We start from the raw sequence: 14,662 nt of genomic DNA, 5'->3' as shown, positions 1-14,662 counted from the left end.
CGAACAAGTGGGGCACGAACGAGCGGCGACAGGCTCAAGGGACGAACCACGGTGTTCGGTTCAGGCGGGCTCTCGGCGCCCGGAGGTTAGGGTCGGCAGGGTGACGACGTGGTGGCCGGGGGAGTCGGCGGTCAAGATCATCGGGGCCGGGCTGACGATGATCATGGTCCCGGGGCGGGGCGGCAAGATCGTGTCGCTGGTCGATGATCACGGCACGGAGTGGCTGCTCGGCCCGCCGGATCCGCTGCCGGCGCCGGCGCGGCCCGGGGACGTCTTCACCGAGGCCGAGCTGTGCGGCTGGGACGAGTGCGCACCGACGATCGCCGCCGGCCGGCTGGCCGACGGCACCGAACTGCCCGATCACGGCGAGCTGTGGACGACGGCCTGGTCGACCCCGACCGATCAGGACGGGTCGGCCGCGCTGGAAGTCGGCGGCACGGCGCTGCCGTACACGCTGCGGCGCGAGGTGGCGGCCACCGAGACGGGGCTCGAGCTGCGTTACCGGGTCAGCGCCGAGGCCCGGCCGGTGCCGTTCCTCTGGGCCGCGCACCCGCAGTTCCTGGCACCGCCGGGGACCATGATCGAATTGCCGGACCGGGTCGAGCGGGTGATCGACGTGCACGCCGAGCCGGGGGTCGAGCATCGCTGGAACGCCGGTCTGGCCGGCATCGACACGGTGGCCGTGGGCACCGGGCGCAAGGTCTATCTGCCGCCGACGGAAGCAGTCGGCAGCGCCGCCCTGCGCCGGCCGGAGGGTCGCGCGCTGCGGCTGTCCTGGGATCCGGCGATCGTGCCGTACCTCGGCCTCTGGTACGACCGCCGCGCCTTCGCGCGGGCCGACGTGATCGCCATCGAACCGACCACCGGCTACTACGACTCCCTGGCCGAGGCCGTCACCCGCGACCGGGTCACGACCGTGCAGCCCGGCCACCCGCTCGAATGGACCCTCGCCCTGGAACTGATTCAGGGGCCACTGCCGAACTCCAGGTGCAGCAACTCCCAGACATGACCGTCCGGATCGGCGAAACTGTGGCCGTACATCACACCGTCGTCCACCTTGTCCCGCCAGACCCGACCGCCGCCGAGCACCGCGCGGGTGACCAGCCGGTCGACCTCGTCCCGGCTCGCGGCGGTCAGACAGTTCAGCACCTCGGTGGTGCGGTGCGCGTCGGCGATCTCGCCGTCGATGGCCTGGGCGAACCGGTCGTGGCCGAGCAGCATCACGCAGATCGACCGGGAGATGACGACGCAGACGCACTGGCCGTCGCTCAGTTGCGGGTCGACGGCGAAGCCGAGGCCGGCGTAGAACCTCCGCGAACGCTCCAGGTCGGCCACCGGGAGGTTGATGAAGATCATCCGGTTGATGGAGGCGTCTTCCGCAAAGGAGGTCATGGAGAGGTTGACTCGACGGATCGGCAGAACTCGTCGGTGCCAGGGGGTACGTTTTCGCTCATGACCACCGTTGCCCCCGACGAGACGTTCGATGCGACCTTCGCCGAGCAGGTCGAGCCGCTGCGCCGGGAGATCATGGCGCACTGCTATCGGATGATGGGCTCGGTGCACGACGCCGAGGATCTGGTGCAGGAGGCCTACATCCGGGCCTGGCGCGCGTTCCGCGGCTTCGAGGGGCGATCCTCGGTCCGGACCTGGATGTATCAGATCGCCACCAACGTCTGCCTGACCGCGCTGGAGGGCAAGAAGCGCCGGCCGCTGCCGACCGGCCTCGGCCAGCCCAACGCCAACCCGTCGGCGGCGCTGGACCAGCGCACCGAGGTGCCCTGGCTGGAGCCGATGCCGGACGAGCTGGTCTGGGGCGGCCAGTCGGCCGATCCGTCCGACGACGTGATCTCCCGGGATTCGGTCCGGCTGGCCTTCGTCGCCGCGCTGCAGCACCTCAACCCGCAGCAGCGCGCGGTGCTGATCCTGCGCGACGTGCTGGCCTGGCAGGCGAGCGAGGTCGCCGAGCTGCTCGACCTGACCACCGCCGGGGTCAACTCGACCCTGCAGCGGGCCCGCGCCAACGTGGCCAAGCTCGACCCGGAGTCCAAGCCGGAGCTGCCCGACGACGAGCATCGCCGGGACCTGCTGAAGAACTATGTGGCGGCGTTCGAGAACTATGACGTGACCAAGATCGTTTCGCTGCTCAGCGACGACGTGGTCTGGGAGATGCCGCCGTTCCTCGGTTGGTATCAGGGCCCCGCCGACGTCGGGACCTTGATCAAGACCTACTGCCCGGCGACCGACGGCGATTCGCAGCGGCTGCTACCGACCTGGGCCAACGGCCAGCCGGCGTTCGGGCTGTACATGCGCGACGAGGCCGGCGTCTACCAGCCGTTCCAGCTGCACCAGTTGACGATCACCGAGGACGGCGTCAGCCACGTGGTCTGCTACTTCGACACCGACCTCTTTCCGCGCTTCGGCCTGCCGGAGGTGTGGACGCCGGAAGCGGCCATCGCCGGCTGAGCCTGGTCGTGCGGTTGGTGTCGGCTGTGCTGTCGCCGCGACGGGGCGGGCCCTCGAAGAAGTCGCTCATCGTTGCCGTACATGCTGCCGATGAGCGGGTCTCGCCCGGTAGTGACTTCTGTCATCGAGTACGCGCTCAGCCGCGTGGGCGCAGGCCGGCCAGGACGATGTCGATCTGGGCGTCGACGTCGACGCCGTCCGGGACGTGCTCGGCCACCATGCCGATGCCGCTGAGCAGTTGCGACACCATCCGGAACTCGATCTCGGGCCGGACCAGCCCGGCCGTCTTGGCCCGTTCCAGCACGACCGCGGCGACGTCGCCGAGCACGGTCTTGCACGAGTAGAGCACGGAGGTCTTGTCGTCCGGATCGGCGACCAGGCGGGCGTGCAGGCCGCGGAAGAACGACTTGTGGGTGAAGTGGTTCCGGGCCCACTCGGCCAGGGCTCGCTCCGGGTCCTCGGCGGCGAGTTCTTTCAGTCGCTCGCCATCCGCCCGTACGTCTTCCTGCCAGTCCTCGAGGACGGCCCGGTAGAGGTGGTCCCGAGTGGGGAAGTGCCGGTAGAGGGTGCCCGGGCCGACGCCGGCGCGCTTGGCGATGTCGTCCAGCGAAGCCTCGGCGCCCCGCTCACCGAAGGCCGTCCGGGCGACCGCGACGATCGCGTCGTAGTTGCGCTGGGCATCCGCGCGTAACTTTCGCGGCTGATCGGCATCGGTTGTGGTCACGTCGAACATCCCTGTTGCCAAAACGGAGACTCTCTCCGTAAGATAACCGGAGGCAGTCTCCGGAACCGTCCTGCCGGTCCGATCGGAAATCGGAGCCGGTCTCCAGTTCAGTGTAGTGGCTCGAGTCGACACGAGGCCACCGGTGCGGCGCCATGGGGCGCGGACCGACCGCTCCACCCAGCACGCTCACCCACACGGGGTAAGGATCTTCATGTCTTCAGTCTCGACGTCGGCCTCGCCGACGCTCACCGGGCCGCCCGCGACCACCGGGTTACCCACCACCTCTGCCGGCGGTCCCGGGGCACCGTCGCGTCCCGGCCTCACTCTGGCCGTCATCCTGACCGTTCAGCTGATGCTCGTGCTCGACGCGACCATCGTCAACGTCGCCCTGCCGATCATCCACACCACCTTCGGCTTCTCCGCCGCCGACCTCTCCTGGGTGCTGAACGCCTACACCCTGGCCTTCGGTGGACTGCTGCTGCTCGGCGGCCGGCTCGGTGACGTGCTCGGCTACCGCCGGACGTTCACCCTCGGGGTGATCATCTTCATCGCCGGCTCGATCCTCGGCGGCGCCGCGCTGAGCGGCAGTTGGTTGATCGGGTCCCGGGCCATCCAGGGCATCGGCGCCGCGATGGCCGCGCCGGCGGCGCTTGCGCTGCTGACCCGCTCCCAGCCCGAGGGCCCGGCCCGCAACCGCGCTCTCGGTCTGTTCACCGCCGTCAGCTCCGGTGGTGGCTCGGTCGGGCTGCTGCTCGGCGGCATCCTGACCTCGGCGGCGTCCTGGCGCTGGTCGTTCTTCATCAACGTGCCGATCGGCATCGCCGTGCTCATCCTCGGCACCCGGCTGCTGCCGGCGACCGAGCGGCGGCGCGAGCCGTTCGACATCCCCGGCGCGCTGGCGGCGAGCATCGGCATGATCGCCTTGGTCGCCGGCTTCGTCTGGTTGCCCGAGGACGGCCTCTCCACCCGGACCGTGATCGCCTTCGCGCTGGCCGTGATCGGGTTGGCCTCGCTCGGCCTGATCGAACGGCGGGCCAGCCATCCGCTGTTCGCCTTCCGGCTGCTCAAGGACCCGCAGCGGGTGACGGCGCTGCTCGGCTTCATGCTGATCGTCGGGCCGCAGATGGCTGCCTTCTTCTTCCTGGTGCAGTTCCTCCAGGTGGTGCACGGCTACGACGCGTTCCTGTCCGGGCTGGCCTTCCTGCCGTTGACCCTCGGCATCTTCGGGATGTCGCGGATCACGCCACGGCTGGTCAATCGGTTCGGTCCGTACGGGGTCGCGCTGGCCGGCTCGGTGCTGCTGATCATCGGCCATCTCCTGTTCAGCCGACTCACCGTTGAGACCGACTACTGGAGCGGCGTGCTGCTGCCGATGATCTTGCTCGGTGTCGGCGGCGGGCTGTCGTTCATGCCCTTCTCGGCCAGGATCCTGGGCGGGGTGCCCCGGTCCGATCAGGGTGCCGCGGCCGGTTTGATGCAGACCGCGCAGCAGGCCGGCGGCGTTGCCCTCGGGCTGGCCGGACTGATCGCGATCTCGGGCATCAGTTCCGGGTCGGGGGCGGCCGTGCCGGTGCCGGAGTTGATCACCGGCATGGACCGGGCGTTCACCGCCGGGGCGATCTTCGTCGGGCTGAGCCTGGTGATCACACTTGTTTCGTTGATCATGAGTCGACTGGCGCAACCCGTCGCCGGACGCTCTGTCGATGCACGATCGAGTACGGCACCGTAACGCTCTGAGTTGGTCGGCTCGGATCGTCGATCCGGGCCGACAACAGATCCAGCGCGGTCCGGGCCAGCCGGCGCTTGTCGAAGTCGATCGTGGTCAGCGGCGGCTGGGAGAAGCGAGCCTCCCAGACGTTGTCGTAGCTGACCACGGAGACATCGTCCGGCACCCGGAACCCGGCGCCGGACAGGGCGCTGATCGCGCCGATCGCCATCGCATCGGTCATGCAATAGATCGCGTCCGGCACGTCATGATCGGCGAGGAACGCGGTCATCGCCCGAAACCCGCCGTGGCCGGACCATTCCTGACAGGGGATCTCCAGCTCCGGCGGGATCGGCCGGCCCGCGTTGGCATGCGCCTCCCGGAAGCCTTCCAGCCGTTGCCGGGCGCTCTCCGCCCGGGTCGGGCCGAGGGTGGCGATCCGGCGATGCCCCGCGTTGATCAACAACGCCACCACGTCCCGGCTGGCCCCGACGTTGTCGATCCAGACATGATCGGCGATCGGCTGGTGCACCTCGCCGATCAGCACCACCGGCGGCAGCACGACGCCGCGCTGCACGGCCGAGGTCTCCAGCCGCACCGGGTTCAAGATCAAACCGTCCACCAGGTGCGCGTTGGCCCGGGACAGCAGCTGGGTCTCCCGATCGGCCTGGCCGTACGTCTCCTCCAACTGGACGCCCAGACCGCGCTCACCGGCCAGCGTGATGAAGTGGTGCGCCATCTCGGCCGAGTAGGCCGAGGCCAAGTCGGGCAGCGCCACGGCGATCAGGTCGCTGCGGCCGTTCCGCAGGCCCCGGGCCGACAGGTTCGGCACGTAGTCCAGCTCGGCCAGCGCCTGGTCGACCCGCAGCCGGGTCTCGGGGCTGACCGGGGCGGAGCCGTTGATCACGTTGGAGACGGTCTTGGCCGACACTCCCGCGCGGCGCGCGACATCGCGCAACGTCGGCCGCGGCCGGGAGCGCTCGCCTTCTCCATGCCCGTTCAGATCGGGCCCGATCCGCATGTGCACACCCTAAGCCGACCGGAGCGACGGGCCGACTCGATTTGCCGGCTCCGGTCCGACCGGCCCGCCGCGGGTAGGCTGATGGCGTGAGCGAACTCCCGATCTCCTCGCCGTATCGGAGCAAGCCGGCCGAGCCGGTCTCCGACGACGAACGGGACCGGTTGAGCCGCCGGCTGAACACCGCCTTCACCGACGGAGCGCTGACGCAGGAGGAGTATCAGTCCCGGCTGGATCAGTTGTTCGCCGCCCGACAGCTGGGCGAGCTGGTCCCGGTGGTGCAGGGTCTGCCCCCGCTGCAGACGTACGAGAACCCGGCGATCGTCGACACCGGCACCGGCCGGCCCGGCGAGCTGGCCGAGCCGAGGTCCGGCAACCGGCTGGCGGTGATCGCGGTCGGCGCGGTCGTCGGCGTGGTGGCCCTGATCGCGATCCTCATCGTGATCCTGATCGCCATCTGACCCCACCGCTCAGGAGCCGGCCGCGACCTCCAGGGTCATCACGCAGTTGCCCAGGCCCTTGGGCCGCTGATAGCTGAACCCGAGCTGTTCGTACATGCTCCGGGTGGCGTTGTAGAGGAACGACGCGGAGGGCCTCTTGCCCGGCGCGAGGTCGTGCGGATAAGACTCGACCAGCCCGCCGCCCGCTCGGCCGATCAACAGCAGCGCACCCTGGACCGCGAGCCGGGCCATCCCCCGGCGGCGATAGTCCCGATCGACGAAGAGACAGGTGATGCGGAAGTCGGGTCGGCGGGTGACCGTAGGCTCCCATTCCTTGCGGTGCTGGATGTCCGGCAACTCGTCGATCGGGCCGAACTCGGCCCAGGCGACCGCCCGGTCGCCGTCGAACACCAGCGCCGCGTGCGCCCGGTCCAGCTCGACCAGGCGTCGCTTGAACTCGCGGGTGCCGAGCGTCGCGCGATCCACGCCCTCGCAGTCGCCGTGAAACTTGGTGCACCAACAGCCACCCCAGACGCCGTTGTGCCGTTCGGCCAGGGCCGCGAAGGCGGCCCAGGTCTGCGTGCTCAGTGCCTCGATCCGGTAATCGCCGAACCCCAACTCACGATCGGTCATGTGCCTCAGAGTAGAAACGGTTGCGGACGATCGGCGTCCGGTTCAGAGTTCAGGTCCTGTTGTGTTGGAGGACACAGACAAGGCTTTGGTTGCCCTAATTTCTGGGAGTTAGACTCCATCCGTGCCACGGCAGCGGATCACCCAGCAGAAGATCGCTGAACACGTTCAGCGACTGGGTGAACTTTACCCTCCGATCTCCCTCGATTCCGTCGACCGGACGGTGAAACGCCCCGACCTGGTGCAGTCGAAGTACGGTCACGTGATCGACTATCTGGCTCGGGTCGAGCTCGAGGTGGACCGCAACGTGCTGGAGCTGCTGGTGCTGCTTCCGGACGTGGACGACACCAACCGCACCTTCTACGCCGACGTCTGGCAGCCGCAGGAGATCCAGCACGGGCTGATCTTGGACCGGCTGCAGCAGGACCTCGGTCGCAAGCAGGCCGAGCCGCACCTGGACGTCTCGTTCAAGATCAAGATCCTGGGCGCGCTGGCCAACCTCAAGCCGGTCCAGGAAGTGGCGAAGCTGCTCTACTTCCTCACCGGGGCGAGCACCGAGCGGCAGGCCGTGCTGGCGTACAACCAGATCAACTCGGGGATGCGCGAGATGGGCGAGGACGCGATCGCGGAGACGATCATCACGCCGATCAAGCAGCAGGAGCCGGGTCACTTCGCGTTCTACCAGATGTCGGCGACCGCGATGGTCCAGGACGGCGTGCTGAAGCCGTGGCAGCTGTTCCTGACCCGGGTGCTGCGGGAGAAGTCGTACAACCTGGTCGGCACCAACGCGATGAACAATTTCAAGGCCGACATGGGCGGCGTGGTGGTCGACCTCGGCCTCGATGATGATCTTGCCGGGTACGCCCGCGAGGTCGGCCGGGTCGAGCAGCGGCTGCTCTGGGCCCATCGCCAGGGCATGGACTTCCCGCCCTACATCCTCAAGGCCCTCCGGGAGAGCGTCGAGCTCTACCTGGAACGCGGCGGCCTGACCGCCCCGGCACCGGCCTGATCCTGCTCCGATCACGATCCTGGGCGCTCTCGTCACTTAATGTGCAACTAATGGTTGCATTGCGGCTGAACCTGCTCTAGAGTTATGCGCAACGAAAGGTTGCACTACTAGGTCAGGGAAACATCATGAACCAGCACAGCAGCATCGAGCGGGAGTTCCGGATCGAGGCGACGCCCGAGGTGGTCTACCGGGTGATCAGTTCCCCGGAGCACGTGCGCGAATGGTGGCCGGACGAGGCCGAGCTCGACCCGGTGCCCGGTGGGGCCGGAACCATCACCTTCGGCGACCCGGCCGATCCCGACGCCAAGATCGTCTCCCTGCTGGTGGTCGAAGCCGATCCGCCGCGGCGCTTCTCGTTCCGCTGGGTCTACGACGAGGGCGTCACCCCGGGCCCCGGCAACTCGCTGCTGGTGACCTTCGACCTGGAGCCCAACGGCTCCGGGACCTTGCTGCGGTTCAGCGAGACCGGCTTCACCGACCGGGGCTGGGAGCCGGGCCTGGTCGAGGACGCCCATCGCGATCACGCGACCGGTTGGGATCACTTCCTGCCCCGGTTGGTCGGCTACGTCAGCCGGCTGACCCCGACGCCATGAGTGAGGCGGCCGACGACCAGCTCTGGTCGGCCATCGGCGATCCCACCCGCCGGCGGATGCTCGACCTATTGCTGATCGCCGGCGGCGGGACCGCGACCACGCTGAGCGAACAGCTCCCGGTCACCCGGCAGGCGGTCGCCAAACACCTCGGCGTCCTGGACCGGGTCGGGCTGGTGCACAGCGCGCCGGCCGGCCGGGAGCGTCGCTACGAAGTTGATCAAGACCGGCTCGCCCGGGCCAGCCGGCAACTCGTCACGGTCGGGTCCGCCTGGGACGCCCGACTGAATCGGATCAAGCGGATCGCCGAGACGATCCAGCGCAATCAGGACGCCTGAACGTCCTTCCTCATCAGGAAAGCTTCGCCACGCCCGTGGCGAAGTTGATCAAACCTGCCCGAATCCGGGCGCTCACAGAGAGACATCATCATGGTCGACATCCTGCATCGCATCGGCACCACCGCTCCGCTGGGCGACGTGTATGCCGCCGTCAGCACCATCGACGGCCTGGCCGGCTGGTGGACCGCCGACACCGGCGGTGACGCGACGGTCGGTGGCAAGATCGAATTCCGGTTCCAGGACGCCCCGCCGCCCGGCGGCTTCGACATGCTGGTCCGCGAGAACGAGGCCGGGCAGCGCGTCGTCTGGGAGGTCGTCGGCGGCGCGGACGAGTGGATCGGCACCACCATCTACTTCGAGCTGAGCACCGAGGACGACTACACCATCGTCCTGTTCAGCCACCGCGGCTGGCGCGAGCCCGTCCCCTTCATGCACCACTGCAGCACCAAGTGGGCGACGTTCCTGATGAGCCTCAAGGCGCTGGTCGAGACCGGCACCGGCGAGGCCGCCCCGAACGACGTCCGGATCAGCAACTGGCACTGAGCCCGGCCCGCTTGTCCGTTCCCTGAGCCTGTCGAAGGGCAAGTCAGGCGTCCTCGAGCGGCGTCTGCAGCAGCCACTCGTGGCCGAACGGATCCCGCACCCGGCCACCCCGCGCGCCGTAGGCCTGATCGGCAACGGGAAACACACTGGTCCCGCCCAGCCGCAGCGCGGCGGCCTCGAACCGGTCGGGATCATCGGTGTCCACCTCGACGAGCACTCCCCGCTCGGTCGGCGCCGGATCGAACTCGTCCCCGTCCTTGAGCCCGACGGCACCGCCGAAGACCTCGATCGAGGCATACACCACCCGATCACCGTGGGTGTAGCGATCGAGCAGGCGAGCGCCGAAGGCCTCGGTGTACCAGGCGATCGCCTCATCGGCCTTGGCGACGGGCAGTTTGGGGCGGACTGGCTGCTTCATGATCACGAGTCTGCCCGGCCGGGGTCGCCGCCGACTTGGACAATTCGGAACTGTCGGCGGCGGGCTCGACACTGTCGGGATGGAGCAGTCGGGCCTGGTCGAGGTCGGCGACGTGACGCTGTTCGTCCGACAGCTGGGCCGGCGCCGGACCGATCGTCCGTCGCTGGTCGCCCTGCACGGTGGTCCCGATGTCGGGCACAGCTATCTGCTGCCAGGTTTGCGGCCGTTGGCCGTCGATCATCACGTCGTCACCTTCGACTTCCGCGGCTGCGGCCGAAGCAGCCGCGATCTTCCGCCGGACGCCCTGCAGCCCGAGTTCGTGATCGAGGACACCTGGCGGTTGATCAAGAAGCTGCGCCTGGGCATCGTCGACCTGCTCGGCTTCTCGACCGGAGGCCGGGCCGCGACCCGTTATGTGCAAGAGCATCCGGCCGATGTCCGTCGGCTCGTGCTCGCCTCGACCAGCACGTACGACAGCTCCGCCGGCCGGCCCTACCTCGACGGCTGGGCGGAGTACCAACGGCGGCGCGCCATCGAGCAGGACGCCGCAGGAGCGCTGCGCAACTCGACGATCTTCGTCTGGAACCTCGACCTCGCTCCGGCCTACCTGGCCTTGATCGACGGTGTGGACCCGGGAGATCCGGGCCTTCCTCGCCGGTCCGTCGTAGCGGAGGGTGATTTGAAAGACGCGCCAAGGACGGGCGGGGCAGGAGGGGTGCAGCTGATCCTGCCGGGCGTCGGTCGGTGTGGAGCTCGGGATCCGCGCCGACCGGCTTCGCTCCACTTTCTGGGCCTTCGCGCCGGCTGTAGGTGGGGCGGAGGGCGAGGAGGTGGGGCGAAGTGGTCCTGGCGGCCGGTGCCGACGGCGCCGCCCATCCGGCGGTCGGCAGCGGAGACTCGACCCAGCTCAACCCGCCCGCCCTTTGCCGCGTCTTCATCTTTTGACCAGCTCAGACCGGGACTCAGCGAACGATCGAGCAACCTAGTGCCCTGGCGCAGGGCACTAGAGCAGGACTTCCTCGGCGGACACGGTGAGTTGGCGGTTGCCGGCGCGTTCGGGGGCCGGGTCGATCCGGGCGGGCGGCTCGCCGGCGAGGGTCATCCACTCCGCGATCCGGGTGCGCAGGCGGTCGGCGACGGCGCGGTGGCTCGGCAGGCCGGTCAGGTCGGTGAGTTCGTACGGATCGGCCTGCAGGTCGTACAGGTAGCCGTCGACGTAATGATCACTGTGCTGATCGCGGAGCGGGTCGGCGGCCGGGGCGACGATGCCGTACTTCCAGCGACTGGTCCGCAATCCGCGCGCGACCTCGGTCTCGCTGACCTGGATGAAGGCCTCGCCGGAGCGCCGGGGTGCCGCCGGGTCCATCGCCGCGGCCAGGCTGGGCTGCATCCCTTCCGGTGGGGCGATCCCGGCCAGCTCCAGCAGCGTCGCCGGCAGCGAGACGGTGCTCACCACTTCGTCGACGAACCGGCCGCGCGGCACGCCCGGGCCGTTGATCACCAGTGGCACCCGGGCCGAGGCGTCGTGCACGGATCGCTTGTATTCGCCGTTCCTGGTCTTGAAGTGGTTTCCATGATCGGAACTGAAGGCGATCACCGTCTGGTCCAGCTGGCCGAGACTGCGCAGCGCGTCGACCAGTCGGCCGTAGGCTTCGTCCAGTCGCTTGATCATTCCGTAGTAGCCGCCGAGTTGTTGGTACGCGGTGCCGCGCAGCGCGGCCAGATCCGGTGGCATCCACCGGCCGCGATAGCGCTCGTCGTAGCCGTCCGGCGCGGGATAGTCGTCCCGGTGGTTCTGGTGGTGCGGCTCGAGGAACGACAGGAACAGGAAGAATGGCTGGCCGTCGTCGCCATCGCCGGGAGCATGATCATCGACGTAGCGGATCGCGGCGTCGGTCAGTGCGTCCACCCGATAGCCGGGCAGCCGCACCTCTTGATCATCGCCGTCCCAGACCACGGTCCGGTACGCATCCGAGGTGTGCTCCAAGGCATTCGCGGCCAGCCAGTCGTGGTAGCCGCCGCGCTGTTCGGGCCGGACCGGGCCGCGGGAGGAGGTGTCACCCAGATGCCACTTGCCGATGTAGCCGCAGCGATAGCCAGCGCGGCCGAAGATCTTGGCCAGCGTCTCGGCGTCGGTGTCCAGCGGGATCCCGTTGCGGTAGACCCCGTTGCTGCTGGCGAACCGACCGGTCTGCAGACACGACCGCGCCGGCGTGCACAGCGGCTGCGGCGTGATCGCCGCGTCGAAGTAGGCGCCGCGCCGAGCCATCCGGTCCAGGTTGGGCGTCAGCCCTTCGGGATTCCCGGCCAGTCCGAGGGTGTCCCAGCGCTGTTGATCAGTGAGGAAAACGATCACATTGGGGCGTCGCGGCATGCGGTCATTCTCGCGGGCCGACGATCTTGCGGTAGAGCCGGGTCGCTAACCATGGGTGGCGACATCCGGCTCCAGGCAGCTCGGTGCGGCGTGGATCTACCTGCTCGGCTTTCGGCGCCGATCGGACCCGCCCGACGTCGGATCGGATCCCAGGTGTCGGCTGGCTTCGTCGGCGAGGGTGAACCATTCTCCGAGGTCAGCGGTGAGCCGTTCGATCTCCCGGCCGGCGATCGCCCGCACCGCGCCCCAACCGTCGTCGGCGACCGCGACGACTTCGCGCACCGCGACGGCGGCGGAGTCGGCCCCGGCCCGTGCGGCAGCGATCGTGACTTCCTTGGCCTCGGCGCCGAGTGGATCAGCCGGATCATGCCGCAGCCCACCGGCCGCGACGATCAGCCGCTCCAGCCGGCTCAGCTTCAGCCGCCGCGCCGCGACCTCGCCCGCCTCGCCACTGAGCGCCACCCGGCGAAGTGCTCGGCAGCGACCGGCCGCCGAGCCGGCATCCTCTCGTGAACCATTTCCCTCAGACACAGCACAGTCACCCCCGCGACCTCAACTGGACTCTCCATTCTAGAAAGGAACTGACACCGGTTCGGGGCATCCCGCAAAATGCCGGTGCTGGGGACCGGAAATCCCGGACGACGCGTTGTCGATTTCGGCGACACCCGTTCGTCCCCGGGGTGACACTGGCGCAAGACGACTGAAAGGGGCGGCGATGCCGGCCTACATGTTCCTGCTGTACGGAGACCCGGCCGAGGGGCCCAGTGACGAGGCGGGGGTCGAGGCCCTGATGGCCGAGCACGGGAAGTTCATGGAGCAGGCCCGCGAGTCCGGGGCGACGATCGTGGCCACCGAGGCGCTCGAACCGGGGGCGACGGCGACCACGGTGCGCAACCGGGCCGGGGCCGAATCGATGATCACCGACGGTCCGTTCGCCGAGACCAAGGAGGAGCTCGGTGGCTATTACCTGATCGAGGCTCGCGATCTCGATCATGCCCTCAGCCTGGCCCGGCTGATTCCGGAACCCAACGTCGAGGTCCGGCCGGTGATGCCGACTGGCTGAGCGCCGAGGATCCGCCGACCCGTCCGAGGTCGCCGCGGCCGCCGCCGAGGCGCACCGGACGGGTTGGTCGACTGTGCTCGCAGCGACCGCCCGGTCGGCCGCGGGCGATCTCGGCCTGGCCGAGCAGGCCTGCGCCGATGCGTACGTACGCGCCCTGGAGACCTGGCCGAACGACGGGGTGCCGGAGCAGCCGATCAACTGGCTGGTGGCGACCGCCCGGCGCAAACTGATCGATGCGATCCGGCGCGATCAGACCCTGCGCCGGAAACTGCCGCTGCTCGCGGCCGAGCCGGAGTCCGTCGAGATCGGCGAAGCGGACGGCCTGCTCGGTTACGACGACCGACTGCGGTTGATCTTCGTCTGTTGCCATCCGGCGCTGGCCCTGCCGGCCCGGGTGGCGCTGACGCTGCGGATGGTCGGCGGCCTGACCACGGCCGAGATCGCGAACGCGTTCCTGGTGCCGGAGCCGACGATGGCGGCCCGGCTGACCCGGGCCAAGAAGAAGATCGCGGCCGCCTCGATCCCGTACCAGGTGCCGCCGGATCCGAAGCTGGGGGAGCGCCTGGACGGCGTGCTGGCGGTGATCTATTTGATCTTCAACGAGGGCTACTCGCCGACCGGCGGTGCCGCGGCGACCCGGCCGGAGTTGATCGCCTCCGCGCTCGACCTCGGCCGAGTGCTGGCCGGGCTGCTGCCGGCCGAGACCGAGGCCGCCGGCCTGCTGGCCCTGATGCTGCTCACCGATGCCCGCCGGGACGCGCGGATCGACGAAGCCGGCCGACTGGTGCTGCTGCCCGACCAGGACCGCGAACGCTGGGATCGGGACAAGATCACCGAGGGGCTGGCGCTACTGGACCGGATCGCCGGTGATCATCGCCCGGCCGACCCCGGCCGCCACGTCCTGCAGGCCGCGATAGCCGGCGTCCACGCCTCGGCCCGCATCGCCGACGCGACCGACTGGCCCGCGGTGGTCGCCGGCTACGACCGGCTCTACCGCCGCTGGCCGAGCCCGATCGTCGCCCTCAACCGGGCCGTCGCGATCTCCCACACCGCCGGCCCCGCGGTGGCGCTGGAATTGATCGACGCCCTCACCGCCGACCCCGAACTCGCCTCTTACCGCTATCTCCCCGCCGCCCGCGCCGACCTGCTCCGCCGCCTGGGCCGGACCGGTGAGGCCGAGCTCGCGTACCGGCAGGCCCTGGGGCTCGGCCCGACCGACCCCGAACGCGCCCTGCTCGAATCCCGCCTCGCCGCTCTCCGATCCCGGTAGCAGGCCTGCTTGGTGCGGAAGTCGACCCCGGTCGAGTTACGTGCGGCGGAGGGGTCGTTGGGTGTGCGGAAGTCGAC

General features: G+C 69.3%; 17 protein-coding genes and 1 pseudogene. 11 read left to right on the top strand and 7 right to left on the bottom strand.

The window, feature by feature from the left end; all coding sequences use genetic code 11:
- The first annotated feature begins 100 nt into the window (after positions 1–100).
- On the top strand, positions 101–1,009 hold the full coding sequence (locus FNH24_RS09160; RefSeq protein ID WP_152361873.1) for an aldose epimerase family protein: 909 nt from the start codon (positions 101–103) through the stop codon (positions 1,007–1,009).
- Here the strand turns inward: FNH24_RS09160 and FNH24_RS09155 are convergent.
- Positions 964–1,392, bottom strand: coding sequence for a VOC family protein (locus FNH24_RS09155; RefSeq protein WP_170304488.1), 429 nt, complete (start codon positions 1,390–1,392; stop codon positions 964–966). The two genes, FNH24_RS09160 and FNH24_RS09155, sit on opposite strands and share 46 nt — an antisense overlap.
- Positions 1,393–1,452: 60 nt before the next feature.
- On the opposite strand from FNH24_RS09155, the gene FNH24_RS09150 reads away from it, so the two are divergent.
- Entirely contained in the window at positions 1,453–2,463 is a 1,011-nt protein-coding gene (locus FNH24_RS09150; protein ID WP_152361872.1) for a sigma-70 family RNA polymerase sigma factor, read from the top strand.
- Positions 2,464–2,599: 136 nt separating this feature from the next.
- Here FNH24_RS09150 and FNH24_RS09145 read toward each other — a convergent pair whose 3' ends face one another.
- Positions 2,600–3,187, bottom strand: coding sequence for a TetR/AcrR family transcriptional regulator (locus FNH24_RS09145; protein WP_161606062.1), 588 nt, complete (start codon positions 3,185–3,187; stop codon positions 2,600–2,602).
- A gap of 211 nt (positions 3,188–3,398) precedes the next feature.
- Between FNH24_RS09145 and FNH24_RS09140 the strand changes: the two genes are divergently transcribed.
- Complete coding sequence (locus FNH24_RS09140; RefSeq protein WP_152361870.1) at positions 3,399–4,916, top strand: MFS transporter; 1,518 nt, start codon at positions 3,399–3,401, stop codon at positions 4,914–4,916.
- On the opposite strand, the gene FNH24_RS09135 is transcribed toward FNH24_RS09140, so the two are convergent.
- On the bottom strand, positions 4,849–5,913 hold the full coding sequence (locus FNH24_RS09135) for a LacI family DNA-binding transcriptional regulator (RefSeq protein ID WP_152361869.1): 1,065 nt from the start codon (positions 5,911–5,913) through the stop codon (positions 4,849–4,851). The two genes, FNH24_RS09140 and FNH24_RS09135, sit on opposite strands and share 68 nt — an antisense overlap.
- Before the next feature lie 86 nt (positions 5,914–5,999).
- Between FNH24_RS09135 and FNH24_RS09130 the strand changes: the two genes are divergently transcribed.
- Positions 6,000–6,371: a DUF1707 SHOCT-like domain-containing protein gene (locus FNH24_RS09130; RefSeq protein WP_152361868.1), complete on the top strand. Its 372-nt coding sequence runs from the start codon at positions 6,000–6,002 to the stop codon at positions 6,369–6,371.
- Between the two features lie 9 nt (positions 6,372–6,380).
- Here the strand turns inward: FNH24_RS09130 and FNH24_RS09125 are convergent, their stop codons facing one another.
- Positions 6,381–6,983 carry a GNAT family N-acetyltransferase gene (locus FNH24_RS09125; protein WP_152361867.1) on the bottom strand — a complete coding sequence of 201 codons (603 nt, stop codon included), beginning with the start codon at positions 6,981–6,983 and terminating at the stop codon, positions 6,381–6,383.
- Between the two features lie 121 nt (positions 6,984–7,104).
- On the opposite strand from FNH24_RS09125, the gene FNH24_RS09120 reads away from it, so the two are divergent.
- The 4 genes from FNH24_RS09120 (at position 7,105) to FNH24_RS09105 (ending at position 9,460) form a co-directional block, all read left to right on the top strand.
- Complete coding sequence (locus FNH24_RS09120; protein ID WP_152361866.1) at positions 7,105–7,989, top strand: GTP-binding protein LepA; 885 nt, start codon at positions 7,105–7,107, stop codon at positions 7,987–7,989.
- Positions 7,990–8,114: 125 nt separating this feature from the next.
- The gene (locus FNH24_RS09115; RefSeq protein WP_152361865.1) at positions 8,115–8,582 is read left to right on the top strand and encodes an SRPBCC domain-containing protein; all 468 of its coding nucleotides are present in this window, start codon (positions 8,115–8,117) and stop codon (positions 8,580–8,582) included.
- Entirely contained in the window at positions 8,579–8,917 is a 339-nt protein-coding gene (locus FNH24_RS09110) for an ArsR/SmtB family transcription factor (protein ID WP_152361864.1), read from the top strand. The genes FNH24_RS09115 and FNH24_RS09110 overlap by 4 nt, the downstream gene beginning before the upstream one ends.
- Before the next feature lie 90 nt (positions 8,918–9,007).
- Entirely contained in the window at positions 9,008–9,460 is a 453-nt protein-coding gene (locus FNH24_RS09105) for an SRPBCC family protein (RefSeq protein ID WP_152361863.1), read from the top strand.
- Positions 9,461–9,503: 43 nt separating this feature from the next.
- Here FNH24_RS09105 and FNH24_RS09100 read toward each other — a convergent pair whose 3' ends face one another.
- Positions 9,504–9,878, bottom strand: a complete 375-nt coding sequence (locus FNH24_RS09100) for a VOC family protein (protein ID WP_152361862.1) — start codon at positions 9,876–9,878, stop codon at positions 9,504–9,506.
- Here FNH24_RS09100 and FNH24_RS32625 point away from each other — a divergent pair.
- Positions 9,877–10,353: pseudogene (locus FNH24_RS32625) on the top strand (alpha/beta fold hydrolase); the annotation flags it as partial. The gene FNH24_RS09100 and the pseudogene FNH24_RS32625 overlap by 2 nt on opposite strands.
- Before the next feature lie 528 nt (positions 10,354–10,881).
- Here the strand turns inward: FNH24_RS32625 and FNH24_RS09090 are convergent.
- Both FNH24_RS09090 and FNH24_RS09085 read right to left on the bottom strand, forming a co-directional pair.
- Positions 10,882–12,252, bottom strand: a complete 1,371-nt coding sequence (locus FNH24_RS09090; protein WP_152361861.1) for a sulfatase-like hydrolase/transferase — start codon at positions 12,250–12,252, stop codon at positions 10,882–10,884.
- Positions 12,253–12,348: 96 nt separating this feature from the next.
- Positions 12,349–12,714, bottom strand: a complete 366-nt coding sequence (locus FNH24_RS09085; RefSeq protein ID WP_152361860.1) for a hypothetical protein — start codon at positions 12,712–12,714, stop codon at positions 12,349–12,351.
- Positions 12,715–12,967: 253 nt separating this feature from the next.
- Here FNH24_RS09085 and FNH24_RS09080 point away from each other — a divergent pair, with 253 nt between their 5' ends.
- The gene (locus FNH24_RS09080) at positions 12,968–13,315 is read left to right on the top strand and encodes a YciI family protein (RefSeq protein ID WP_152361859.1); all 348 of its coding nucleotides are present in this window, start codon (positions 12,968–12,970) and stop codon (positions 13,313–13,315) included.
- A gap of 73 nt (positions 13,316–13,388) precedes the next feature.
- Positions 13,389–14,585 carry an RNA polymerase sigma factor gene (locus FNH24_RS09075; RefSeq protein WP_217428117.1) on the top strand — a complete coding sequence of 399 codons (1,197 nt, stop codon included), beginning with the start codon at positions 13,389–13,391 and terminating at the stop codon, positions 14,583–14,585.
- Positions 14,586–14,662: the final 77 nt, after the last annotated feature.

This window comes from Microlunatus speluncae, assembly GCF_009299835.1.
Taxonomy (GTDB): Bacteria; Actinomycetota; Actinomycetes; order Propionibacteriales; family Propionibacteriaceae; genus Microlunatus; species Microlunatus speluncae.
The sequence above is the reverse complement of the archived record's forward strand: the minus strand, read 5'-3'. Positions and strand labels throughout refer to the sequence as shown.

What these genes read in the sequence shown, in the direction of transcription:
- FNH24_RS09090 (WP_152361861.1), bottom strand. Translation starts at nt 12,252, where the DNA reads ATGCCGCGACGCCCCAATGTGATCGTTTTCCTCACTGATCAACAGCGC.
- FNH24_RS09110 (WP_152361864.1), top strand. Translation starts at nt 8,579, where the DNA reads ATGAGTGAGGCGGCCGACGACCAGCTCTGGTCGGCCATCGGCGATCCC.
- FNH24_RS09125 (WP_152361867.1), bottom strand. Translation starts at nt 6,983, where the DNA reads ATGACCGATCGTGAGTTGGGGTTCGGCGATTACCGGATCGAGGCACTG.
- FNH24_RS09080 (WP_152361859.1), top strand. Translation starts at nt 12,968, where the DNA reads ATGCCGGCCTACATGTTCCTGCTGTACGGAGACCCGGCCGAGGGGCCC.
- FNH24_RS09155 (WP_170304488.1), bottom strand. Translation starts at nt 1,392, where the DNA reads ATGACCTCCTTTGCGGAAGACGCCTCCATCAACCGGATGATCTTCATC.
- FNH24_RS09105 (WP_152361863.1), top strand. Translation starts at nt 9,008, where the DNA reads ATGGTCGACATCCTGCATCGCATCGGCACCACCGCTCCGCTGGGCGAC.
- FNH24_RS09115 (WP_152361865.1), top strand. Translation starts at nt 8,115, where the DNA reads ATGAACCAGCACAGCAGCATCGAGCGGGAGTTCCGGATCGAGGCGACG.
- FNH24_RS09150 (WP_152361872.1), top strand. Translation starts at nt 1,453, where the DNA reads ATGACCACCGTTGCCCCCGACGAGACGTTCGATGCGACCTTCGCCGAG.
- FNH24_RS09135 (WP_152361869.1), bottom strand. Translation starts at nt 5,913, where the DNA reads ATGCGGATCGGGCCCGATCTGAACGGGCATGGAGAAGGCGAGCGCTCC.
- FNH24_RS09100 (WP_152361862.1), bottom strand. Translation starts at nt 9,878, where the DNA reads ATGAAGCAGCCAGTCCGCCCCAAACTGCCCGTCGCCAAGGCCGATGAG.
- FNH24_RS09140 (WP_152361870.1), top strand. Translation starts at nt 3,399, where the DNA reads ATGTCTTCAGTCTCGACGTCGGCCTCGCCGACGCTCACCGGGCCGCCC.